This window comes from Roseinatronobacter sp. (assembly GCF_051859525.1).
In the GTDB taxonomy this organism is placed as follows: Bacteria; Pseudomonadota; Alphaproteobacteria; order Rhodobacterales; family Rhodobacteraceae; genus Roseinatronobacter.
Genome location: NZ_JBHYFM010000011.1, coordinates 1 through 10,310, shown reverse-complemented (window position 1 = coordinate 10,310; position 10,310 = coordinate 1). Strand labels below are relative to the sequence as shown.

The 10,310-nt window shown below is 59.3% G+C and carries 9 protein-coding genes and 1 pseudogene; 2 read left to right on the top strand and 8 right to left on the bottom strand.

Features of this window, described 5'->3' with window-relative positions:
* Positions 1 to 15: 15 nt before the first annotated feature.
* The 4 genes from ACTIE1_RS10185 to rpsO form a co-directional block, all read right to left on the bottom strand.
* Positions 16 to 1,500, bottom strand: coding sequence for a hypothetical protein (locus ACTIE1_RS10185; protein WP_439562652.1), 1,485 nt, complete (start codon positions 1,498 to 1,500; stop codon positions 16 to 18).
* A 17-nt stretch (positions 1,501 to 1,517) separates the two neighbouring features.
* A complete protein-coding gene (locus ACTIE1_RS10180; protein ID WP_439562651.1) occupies positions 1,518 to 2,804 on the bottom strand; it encodes a hypothetical protein in 1,287 nt (428 codons plus the stop codon).
* 1 nt (position 2,805) lies between these two features.
* Complete coding sequence (locus ACTIE1_RS10175; protein ID WP_439562650.1) at positions 2,806 to 3,687, bottom strand: hypothetical protein; 882 nt, start codon at positions 3,685 to 3,687, stop codon at positions 2,806 to 2,808.
* Positions 3,688 to 3,896: 209 nt separating this feature from the next.
* Positions 3,897 to 4,166 carry a 30S ribosomal protein S15 gene (rpsO, locus tag ACTIE1_RS10170; RefSeq protein WP_277805410.1) on the bottom strand — a complete coding sequence of 90 codons (270 nt, stop codon included), beginning with the start codon at positions 4,164 to 4,166 and terminating at the stop codon, positions 3,897 to 3,899.
* A gap of 266 nt (positions 4,167 to 4,432) precedes the next feature.
* Between rpsO and ACTIE1_RS10165 the strand changes: the two genes are divergently transcribed.
* The gene (locus ACTIE1_RS10165; protein ID WP_439562649.1) at positions 4,433 to 5,470 is read left to right on the top strand and encodes a calcium-binding protein; all 1,038 of its coding nucleotides are present in this window, start codon (positions 4,433 to 4,435) and stop codon (positions 5,468 to 5,470) included.
* 73 nt (positions 5,471 to 5,543) lie between these two features.
* Here ACTIE1_RS10165 and ACTIE1_RS10160 read toward each other — a convergent pair whose 3' ends face one another.
* Positions 5,544 to 5,972 carry an FKBP-type peptidyl-prolyl cis-trans isomerase gene (locus ACTIE1_RS10160; protein WP_439562648.1) on the bottom strand — a complete coding sequence of 143 codons (429 nt, stop codon included), beginning with the start codon at positions 5,970 to 5,972 and terminating at the stop codon, positions 5,544 to 5,546.
* Between the two features lie 184 nt (positions 5,973 to 6,156).
* On the opposite strand from ACTIE1_RS10160, the gene trmB reads away from it, so the two are divergent.
* Positions 6,157 to 6,888, top strand: coding sequence for a tRNA (guanine(46)-N(7))-methyltransferase TrmB (gene trmB, locus ACTIE1_RS10155; protein WP_439562647.1), 732 nt, complete (start codon positions 6,157 to 6,159; stop codon positions 6,886 to 6,888).
* 6 nt (positions 6,889 to 6,894) lie between these two features.
* On the opposite strand, the gene ACTIE1_RS10150 is transcribed toward trmB, so the two are convergent.
* The 3 genes and pseudogenes from ACTIE1_RS10150 to ACTIE1_RS10140 all read right to left on the bottom strand — a co-directional run.
* Positions 6,895 to 8,202: a sigma-54-dependent transcriptional regulator gene (locus ACTIE1_RS10150; RefSeq protein ID WP_439562646.1), complete on the bottom strand. Its 1,308-nt coding sequence runs from the start codon at positions 8,200 to 8,202 to the stop codon at positions 6,895 to 6,897.
* Positions 8,199 to 9,938, bottom strand: coding sequence for a sensor histidine kinase (locus ACTIE1_RS10145; protein ID WP_439562645.1), 1,740 nt, complete (start codon positions 9,936 to 9,938; stop codon positions 8,199 to 8,201). Before ACTIE1_RS10145 ends, ACTIE1_RS10150 begins: the two co-directional genes overlap by 4 nt.
* Positions 9,939 to 10,003: 65 nt before the next feature.
* Positions 10,004 to 10,310: pseudogene (locus ACTIE1_RS10140) on the bottom strand (hypothetical protein); the annotation flags it as partial.

Sequence of the window (10,310 nt, the reverse complement as noted above, 5' to 3'; positions counted from 1 at the left end):
TGTTCAAACAGCACCTTACAGGAAGCTGCGCCTAAGGGCGGGGTTGCGGGTTTGTGCCACTGCCATCAGGCCCGCACGGCCAGGCTTGGTTCGCCAGTGTTGCAGTCTTGCCTGCTGCGTGCGCTGATGCAGCAATTCCGCATGCCCCAACAATGCGCCAGCAATAAGCCATGTCAGCGACACCAGCGTGGCATTTGGCAGCAGGTCCACCAGACTGGCGCCAAGCAGCAGCGCCAATACGCCAGCCTGCGGGGCAATCGCCCCATCCGGCATTTGCCTGCAACGCCACCACAGCGCCACCAATGGCAGGCACAGCAGACCAAACAGCGCCAGATAGCCCAGCCAGCCCCATTGCCCGATTGTGATGATCCATTGCCCGTCACTGATAGAGGTCATGACACCCGTATCGGGGTCGAAGATCATGCTGCGCCCATACCCGCCCCAGCCGAACAGCGCCTTTTCTGCCGCACGTTCCAGCAGCAGATCCTCGTTGTCGAAACGAAACTGCAAGGACAGCGACCGTTCCAGACTGTGCTGGCTGACAAGCGCGACAAACCTGTCGGTCGGAATGATCCCTGCCCCCCGCAAGATCGGGTATGTCAACGCAAGCAGCGCCATCAGGCCCGCGATGCGCAACTGGAACCTTGGTTTCACGAACATCACCAACGCGGCCAGAACCAGCAGGATCAGCAGCGGCCCCAGACTTCTGGTCAGGGCTGTAATGCCGAACAGAAACACCACGGTAGCGCTGGCGCGCAGCCTGTCGGACGGGTCGGCCTGTTTGGCAAAATGCAATGCGGAAATGGCAGCCATAACCATGAACAACGCAAGCCACAGCCCATGGGGCATGAAAACAATGGGCCGGTATCCGCCTTGGCGGATCATCTGGCTGAAATCATGCTGGAAGAAGCCGTAAATGTTGGTGTGCAACTGCGGGCTGAAGCGGACTTCCCACAAGATCGGGGCCGAATAGATCAATCCGGCGATCACCAGCGCACGCAGCAATTCTGTCAGGCCCTGTTCACTGGCCAGAATGTGCCGCGCCAGCAGGAATGGCACGATCATGATGATCTGGCGCACCACAACCGCCACGGAATCATAAATGCGCATGGCCGGTATCGTGGTGGCATTATCGCCGATCAGGGTCAGGCGGCCAAGTTGCTGGATGCCATATTGCAGCGTCTCTACGTTGAAAAACACCGAGACCACAGGGGAAATGACCAGCGCGATCATAAGAATCTTGCCCAGGGTGCCGACGGGCAGCAGGCTTGGCCGCAGGTTCAGCATGATAAGGCACAGTGCCACTGCCGTCAGGTTCGGAATGGATGTTTTGTCAAACGCAGGGATAAGCGGCACGTTGAATTCGGTCAGTTCAGGCAGCACCATATACCCGCCCAGAATGGCCCAGATGAACGCGCGTTCGGGTGCCATTTTGCGAAACATCACCACCATGACCAAGGGCCAGATCAGCAGTGCGGCATAGGCGATGGCATTGGGCATGGTTGGACCCCGCCGCGTTATTGCTGGATCAGCGGGCTAAGCGTTGCTGCCAGTGCAAGGACAAACAACGCAAACCCCGCAAGGCGTGCAATCCGCAATCGCCGCCTGTCAGCGGGCAGAACCAGTTCGGGCAGAACCAGCACAGGGCGCATTCCGGTGTCGCGTTCTACCTGCCCCGGACTGCGCAGCGCGGGGCGCATCACCTCATAGGCGAAGGCCGCAACGACCGCCAGAACAGCAGACCCCATGATCCCCATCAACAAGGTGACCTTCCGGCTGCGCGACATCGGATAATCCGCCGGTGTTGCCGTTTCCAGCACATCGAAGGCCGCAATCTGCTGGCCGGTTTCCAGCCGCAAATTGGTTTCGGCGCTGGCAATCTGGTCGGCAATATCGCGCAAGCTGTCTTGCAGCCGTTCGGCGCGCTGTGCGATTGCATCCATGTCGCGTTCGATCTGGGACACACGGGTAAAGAATGGTTCCAACTCGTCACGGCGCGATTGCAGGCGTTCCAGTTCGGCCTGGCGTGTTATCAACTGGTCACGCAGCTGGGCCATACGGCGCTGCGTGCTGCCCTGACGGTTTTGGGCGGCCAGTTCCGATTCCAGCGTTACAATATCGCTTTCGGTGGTTTGTATTGCCGTTGTCAGTTGCAACAATTCCGAGCGGCGCAACTCTACATTAAATGGCATCACATCAGGATTAAGTGCCGCAAAGGCGCGTTGTTCGGCCTCGATCTCGCGCAGGTTTGCCTCGGTCTGGGTTTGCCTTTCGCGCAGGAAAGCCAAGGTTTCGCGCGCGCGCGCCTCGCGTCCGGCACCAGTTTCGGCGATGATCATCGCGGCCAGTTCATTCGCAATATCTGCGGCCTTCGGGCCAGTATCGGCGCGGGCCTGAACAATGATGGATGACAACATGCCATCGCTTGCGAAGCCTATTGTAACGGCTTCCCGGCTTAGGAAAGTGATTGATGCGCGTGTTGCATCAACGCGTTCCTGCGCGGGCAGACCGGGATACAGGTCGTATTTGTCGGCCAGTGCCAGCATGTTTTCGCGTGTGGTCAGACGCTGTTCCACCAGTTGCAGCAGGCGCGCAGGGGCGTTCTGCACCCCTGTCATGCTTGCAAATTCACCCGACACCGTGTTCAGGCGTGCCGACAGGGTGGTATGGGACTGGTAAACGGGAACTGTTTGCAGCGCCATGAACGCTGCAAGGACTGTGCCAAGCCCGATAGTCACAAGAATCAAGTCCAGACGGCGGCGCAGGAAAGCCAGCAATTCGCTGATGGACTGGATCGGACCCATGCTAGCGCCCCCCGGATGCGGGTGCCGCACGGTTCATGACAACGCCCAGAAACTCCGCCTGATCGTGCAAGACCCGTTCGCATGCCGCAATGTCATCGGCGGTTGTTTTGTGGCTGTCTGACACAACAAGCACAGCGTCGATTCCGGCAAGAAGGTTCATTGCGGTGTCGCCTTCCAGCAATGGCGGCATGTCGCAAACAATGAAATCCGGTGCAATGAAGCCCAGAATATCGTGCACGAAATCGGTGAAATCCTCGGCGGGGAAGGTTGCGATCTGCTGGTCGGGTCCGGTGGCGGGTTTGTTGAACCCAAGGGCCAGCGCGGCATTGGCGCGGCGCAAATGCGATTCAATGGGAATTTCACCCCGGACCGCGGGCAGAATGGGACCGTCTGGCGCGGCCTCGAAATAGCGGTGCAGACCGGGATCGGCAAAATTAACGTCCAGACCCACGACATGCAGATCGCTGCGCCGCGCAAAACTGGCCAGAAGTCCGGCGGTGACAAAACTTGCACCAGTGGCCGAATGGGGCGCAGCGATTCCCAGACAGCGATGGCCGCGTTTACGGAATGTCTGGACAAGCTGGGTGCGCAGCACATCAAACAATGTGGTTACAGCGGGGTCGCGCGCATGTTGATTGAAAGCGCGCGTTGCCTTGTCCACGCCCGTGTCGGGTGTGACCGGCGCAAGGTCGTCCCATACTGCATCATTCCATGGCACGATCTGGGGTTCATTGGACTGGGTGGTCACGTCATTGCGCAGGGCCGGCCCACCCGACAGCGCAAGCCCACGCCGAAGCGGTGCAGTGTCCGGTTGTCCCTTGCCAGAAGGTCTGGCCGGGCCTGAACGCTTCAAAAGCTGTTCCAGCTTTCGCGTGTTTACCATAATCATACCTGCCACCGGACGCACATAACTCGGACGCGATTGTTTCCTTATCGTAATCTTTATCAGCGTATGGCGTTGTTTGGCGACAGAAATAAGGCAATTTATAGGCCATATACTGTCACGTTTGCCCGATCAGTGAACGGAATGGCGAACATGAAAACGCCCGCCTTTGGCAAGGCGGGCGATGAATTCCGGCGATTTCGGTCGCGTTAGCGGCGGATGCCAAGCTTCGCGATCAGAACGCGGTAGCGGGCTTCGTCCTTGCTGCGGACATAGTCCAGCAGCTTGCGGCGCGTGGCCACCAGTTTCAACAGCCCACGACGGGAATGGTTGTCTTTCTTGTGGGTCTTGAAATGCTCGGTCAGGTTTGTGATGCGCTTGGTCAGCACGGCAACCTGAACTTCGGGCGAGCCGGTGTCGCCTTCGCCACGGGCAAATTCCTGAATCAGGCGGGTCTTGTCTTCTACGGTGATCGACATCGGGATCTCCTGTTTAATAGGGTTTTGGCGCAGGCCGGGATGTCGTCCAGCAGGGCCGTTCTACCATGCCAAAGGCACAGGCGCGCCGCATAGACCATTTTATGTGCCAAGGAAAGCCCAATTTTCCGAGTCTGGTGTTAACCAGTTTGATAAATTCACGCGCCAGCCCGCGCGATATAGCTGTCAAAACCCCAAGAATTATGAGATTATTGTGCCATTGGGTGAAAACACTTTTCAAGATTCGCTGCTGCGTGGGGTGGTGCAATATGTTTATGTTTCTGGGTTTGTTTGGTGCTTTGCTGGCCGGTGTCGCCGCCGATAGCCTGCTTTCGGCGGGCAAGGGCACGGATGATCACGAAGACGACACCCGTGACGGTGCCGACGATGAGCAGTATAGTGACGACAGCACGCAACCGCAGATGATTGCGTCATCGGGCGGTATTCTGGGCCAGATGTCCGACAGTATTCCAGCCACAGCCGAAACCCCTGCCGCGCCTGATTCCCTTGCGGGCGTGGATGACGACCCCTATTTCTTTGCGGCACCCGATGTTGCGGGTTTGTTTGATGATCTGGATGAACGCATCCACAGTTCGGACGCCTTCGCGGAACCTGAACCCCCGATGCCCGTGAACCTGACCGGCGGTGATGATGCGACCTTTCTGCAAGGCGGCGCGCTGGATGACACGCTGACCGGCGGTGCAGGCAATGATACGCTGGCCGGTCTGGGCGGTGATGACTGGTTGCAGGCAGGTCAGGGCGCGGCACATATGAATGGTGGCGAAGGGAATGATACGCTGATCGGCGGTGCAGGCAATGACAGCCTGATCGGGGGGGCGGGTGATGACCTGCTGATCGCCGGTGAAGGCAGCAATACGCTGAATGGCGGCGCGGGCAATGATACACTGGTCGGTGCCGCGCTTGATCAGGATGGAAACGATCTTGGCGGGCGCAATTTCCTGAACGGTGGCGATGGGGACGATTTGCTGGTTGCCGGTCAGGGTGACTATCTGAACGGCGGCGCGGGGTCCGACACATTCGCACTGGGTGACTGGCTGCAAGGGCGGGACGCCGCCACGATTGTCGATTTCGACCCCGCAGAGGACCAGATCATCCTGCATTATGACCCGTCACGTCTGGCAGCACCTGATTTGACCGTGTCATTCACCGCCGCGAATCCTGATACCGCGCAGATATGGCTGGACGGGCATTTGATTGCAAATGTCGCCCATGGCGCCGGTCTGACCGCGCAGGACATCGCGCTTGTTCCGCACTATCCCGACATGGCGCGCATTGCCGCAGAATAACGCCAATACGCGAATTCTGCCATGCATTTAGGGGCAGGCGGGCAGCTTGGTGCCCGCCATCAGCGTTTCAGGGTCAGTTGACCGAAACCACCTGCACCGCGAAGGTCAGATCCTTGCCCGCAAGTGGATGGTTTGCATCCAGTGTCACGGTTTGGTCTGTCACCTCGGCCACGGTTACGGGCATTGCCCGCCCGTCAGGGGTTTGCATTTGCAGCATGGTGCCCGGGTCCAGTGGAATATCGGCGGGTATTTGATCGCGCGGCACATCCTGACGGGCCTCGGGCTGGTAATCGCCATAGGCTTCGGCGCAGGGAATGGTGACGGTTTTCTGGTCGCCCACGATCATGCCGTCAATCGCGCGGTCCAGTCCGGGAATGATTGCGCCCGCACCAAGCTGGAATTCCAGCGGGTCACGGCCATCGGAGCTGTCGAATACCGATCCGTCTGCCAAAGTGCCGGTATAATGAATGCGCACAGTATCGCCCGCTTTCGCTTGCGTCATGGAATATCCTTTCGGGGAATGGAGAGTTTGTGGGTTTTTCAGAGGCGCGCAATCTCGCACGGTGACTCTGGGCTTGCAGGTTCAAACATGGGGGTTTGGTCCTTATTTGTAAACCCATGACCCCCAAGCCGCTTGACCCAAGCGGCGCGCACCTGCATACCGACCGCGCAAAAGCCACGGAATAATGCATATGTCATCGCCCAAATCCCCTGAGACGCGCAATTTTTACGGTCGAATCAAGGGAAAATCGCTGAGACCTGCGCAGAAGCAGTATCTTGATCAGGATCTGGCGCCTTTGCACCCGAAGGGTGTCAGCGTAGAAGATAATCCCGACCGGCAAATCGTGAACCCGAACGATTTTTTCGGGGATGCGCGTCCGCTTTGGCTGGAAGTGGGTTTCGGCGGGGGTGAACATCTGGTGCATCAATGCGCACAAAACCCCGATGTCGGGATCATTGGGTGTGAACCCTATATCAATGGCGTCGCCATGTTGTTGGGCAAGATCCGGCAGGCGGGTGTCAGCAATTTGCGTGTATACCCATGGGATGTGCGCGATTTGTTTGATGTGCTGCCCGACCAATGCCTGGACCGCGCTTTTCTGTTGTATCCCGACCCATGGCCGAAAGCGCGCCATCATCGCCGCCGGTTTGTAACGCCCGGATATCTGGATGCGTTGGCGCGGGTCTTGAAAGCGGGTGCGGTATTTCGCGTGGCAACCGACATACCCGATTATGTCCGCCAGACCATGGAAGAAGTGCCGCCTGCTGGTTTCGACTGCCTGACGCCCGCGCCTGCTGATTGGGTGCAGCCATGGGATGACTGGCTGTCAACGCGCTATGAGCAGAAGGCCCTGCGCGAAGGGCGCAGGCCCCATTACCTGACCTTCCGGCGCAATGACCAGCCGGTGCGCGATTGACGATTGTTATATGTCGGTCTGCAACCCGTAGCGCCGCATCTTGTCATTGAGTGTGCGTCGCGGAAGGCCGAGGGTTTGCGCAGCACGCAATGTATTTCCGCGATGCGCATCCAGCACGGATGCAATCTCGCGTGCTTCGAACTGTGCCACACGTTGCGCCAGTGACTCTGGTCCGGGTGCTGCGTTTTCCATGGGTTTTGTATCAAACAGGCCAAGCGCATAGGCTTCTGCACTTGCTTTCAGTTCCCGGACATTTCCGGGCCAGCCGCGTTGTTTCAGTTTCTGCCGCAGGCCCCAAGGCAGTTCAGGGTCGGGCCTGCCATAGCGCCGCGCGGCAAATTGGGCGTAATGGGTGAAAATCAGGGGAATATCCTCGCCTGCGTCGCGCAGGGTCGGGGTGGTCAATTCGGCCCCTGCAAGGCGAAAATACAGATCGGCCCGAAACCCCTCGACATGTCGCAAGTCGGTTTTTGTTGTTGCGATAACCCTTATATCAAGGGGGCGCGGCGTATTTTCGCCAATGCGCTCGATCATGCGTTCCTGCAATACCCGCAACAATTTGGCCTGAATCGACGGGGGCATGGCCTCCACCTCGTCCAGCATCAGGGTGCCACCATGCGCGGCCTCGATCTTGCCTGCGCGGCCGTCTGAATCATGCGCGAATGCACCTGCCGCGTGGCCGAACAGGATTGTTTCGGCCATCGCTTCGGGCAGGGCCGCGCAGTTCAGCGCCACAAACGGACCTTGCGCGCGCATGCTGCCCGTATGGATGGCGCGTGCGGCAAGTTCCTTGCCTGTGCCGGTTTCGCCAGTGATAACAACATCCAGATCAACCTGTGCCAATGTGTCGATCCGGTCACGAAAGCTGCGCATGGCACGCGATGTGCCCAGAATGGCGACATTTGCCTGCTCGGCCAGCACCTGTTGCAGGCGCGCAAGCTCCACTCTGGTAGCATTGGCGTCCAGCGCGCGCCGGATGACCGCCAGCAGATGCGCGGAATCGTAAGGCTTTTCCAGAAAGTCCTCAGCGCCTGCGCGCATCGCCTCAACGGCGTGGCCCACATCCCCATGGCCCGTCAACATGATCACCGGAAGCCCGGGAACCTGAACCTTCAACTGCGCCAGCAAGGCCATTCCGTCCATGCCCGGCATTCGCAGATCGCTGACAAGCAGGTCCGGACCTGCGGCCAGCGCGTCCAGTGCCGCTTGCGCATCGGCAAAGCCCTGCACCCTGTAACCTGCCGCGCCAACCAGATCGCACAAGGCCGCCAGATGGTCGCGGTCATCATCGACAATGTGAACAAGCGCTGTCATTGCGCTGCAATCCCCGCCATTTTGGCCACCGGCAGGGAAACTGTGACATGCGTGCCCTGCCCCTTTACGGAGGCAATTTCCAGCGCGCCGCTGAAATCTGCCAGAATGGCCTTGCAGATGGCCAACCCCAGCCCCAACCCCTCGCCCGATACCTTGCTGGAAAAGAACGGCTCGGTCACTTGCAACAGGTCGGTATCGGCAATGCCCGCACCCGTGTCACGGACGCATAGCAACGCTTGTTCGTTCTGCGTGCGTAATGTCACGTCAATCCGCCTTTCGTGGCTGTCTGACATTGCATCAAACGCGTTCAGCAGCAGGTTCACAAGAACCTGTTCCACCCGCACCACGCCAGCAAGAACCATGACCGGATCGTCGGGCATGTCCAGCGCATAGGTCACACCGACCGCCCGTGCCCGCGGCGCAACCATTTCCAATGCGCTTGAAACGGGTGCGCGCATATCTATCAGTGACAACTGGCCGGTTTCCTTGCGCCCGAAACTTTTCAGATGATGTGTTGTGCGCTGCATGCGCTTGATAAGGCCGCGCGCTGTTCCAAGCCGCGCGCCGGTCGCGGTATCATCCTTGTCCAACCCCATCTCGGCGGCGGCAAGCGTGGCTTCCATCGCGGCCAGTGGCTGGCTGATCTCATGCACAATGGCTGCCGACATGCGCCCCAGTGCGGCCATCTTCTCGGTGTGGATCAGGGCTTCCTGGGTGGTGCGCAAATCGCTTTCGGCTTGTGCGCGCGCCTCGATCTCGCGTGCGAGTTCGGAGGTGCGCATCTTGACCATGGATTCCAGCTTCTCGGATTGGGACAGCCGAAGGGCAATGATCTGCCGGCGCTGTTTCCATGCCACAAGCCCCGCCGCGATCCCCAGTGTTGCCAGCGCGGCAAGACCGGCCCAGCCCATGGCAACAAGATGCAAGGGGGCGGTTGCACGCGCGGCAATGACCTGCCAGCCCGTCGCAGGCAAGGGCGCGACACGCGCAATCCATCCATTCCCCGCTGCATTCGCGCCTGTGGGCATATCAGTGAACAAGGCGGCATTCTGCGCCAGATCCACCCCGTCATATGCGCGGGTGCGTGCAATTTCTTGCAAGCTGGTCTGCCGCAAGGGCAGTAAGGGGCGATACTGCCAGTCAGGCCGCGCCGAAAGGAACACAACGCCGTTTTCATCCGCCAGCGCGACATCTGCATCGGCCGCCCGCCATGTGTCCTGTAACGGCTCAAGGTTCAGTTTCACGACAAGAACGCCCACGGCCTCGCCCACTGTGACACGGGTGGACAGAAAATAGCCGGGAATGCCGGTTGTGACGCCGATGGCATAGAATTTGCCGTTGCCCTGCTGCATCGCCTTCTGGAAATAGGGGCGGAATCCGTAGTTATGTCCAACAAAGCTACCTTCGCGATTCCAGTTTGACGCCGCGATTGTCAGACCACTGGAATCCAGCAGGAACAACTCATCCGCACCGGCATGGTCTGAGACTGTTTCCAGATAGATGTTGGCTTCTTGCAATGATCCGGTGCCGGCCAGTGCCGAACGGATGCGCATATCTTCTGCGGCAACGTCAGGCAAGGCGCGCAGGCGGTCCACCTCGGCCTCGACAGCGCGCGCGGTCAGCAACAGCGTCTGGTCAAGTTCCTGCCGTGCCACCCCCTGCGCATGATGCTGTGCAACCACCCAAACCAGCAACGCAGCCAGAACTGCGGCAATGAAAGGCGGGAAGGATTTCATGCAATGGCCCTTTTCGCATGTTGCGGCGCCGTCACAATAGCGTGCTTGCCCCGTTTCGTCAGCATTCACGTCCCATTTTCTATGGCCTGTCTTGCATTGAGCCAGTTGATGGACAGCAGGACGAGTATCACGCCTGCGCCTGCGAGTTCGATGGTGAAGGACGGCCAGAACAGGGCGGTGACGGCGGGGATGGACAGCAGGCGTGACAGCGGGTCCATGCGGCCAAACAGCCAGCCCTCGATTGCGGCGGCGAAGGCCACCAGCCCAAGGATGGCGGTAAACCCTGTCCACAGCACATGCGGCAGCGGGCCGCCATAGATGATTTCGGGGTTGAACACCATGAACAGCGGGATCAGATACAGGCCCTTGGCG

Coding starts and splice junctions, on each gene's coding strand:
- ACTIE1_RS10180 (WP_439562651.1), bottom strand. CDS start 2,804: ATGGGTCCGATCCAGTCCATCAGCGAATTGCTGGCTTTCCTGCGCCGC.
- ACTIE1_RS10150 (WP_439562646.1), bottom strand. CDS start 8,202: ATGACAGCGCTTGTTCACATTGTCGATGATGACCGCGACCATCTGGCG.
- trmB (WP_439562647.1), top strand. CDS start 6,157: ATGCATATGTCATCGCCCAAATCCCCTGAGACGCGCAATTTTTACGGT.
- ACTIE1_RS10145 (WP_439562645.1), bottom strand. CDS start 9,938: ATGAAATCCTTCCCGCCTTTCATTGCCGCAGTTCTGGCTGCGTTGCTG.
- ACTIE1_RS10185 (WP_439562652.1), bottom strand. CDS start 1,500: ATGCCCAATGCCATCGCCTATGCCGCACTGCTGATCTGGCCCTTGGTC.
- ACTIE1_RS10175 (WP_439562650.1), bottom strand. CDS start 3,687: ATGGTAAACACGCGAAAGCTGGAACAGCTTTTGAAGCGTTCAGGCCCG.
- ACTIE1_RS10165 (WP_439562649.1), top strand. CDS start 4,433: ATGTTTATGTTTCTGGGTTTGTTTGGTGCTTTGCTGGCCGGTGTCGCC.
- rpsO (WP_277805410.1), bottom strand. CDS start 4,166: ATGTCGATCACCGTAGAAGACAAGACCCGCCTGATTCAGGAATTTGCC.
- ACTIE1_RS10160 (WP_439562648.1), bottom strand. CDS start 5,972: ATGACGCAAGCGAAAGCGGGCGATACTGTGCGCATTCATTATACCGGC.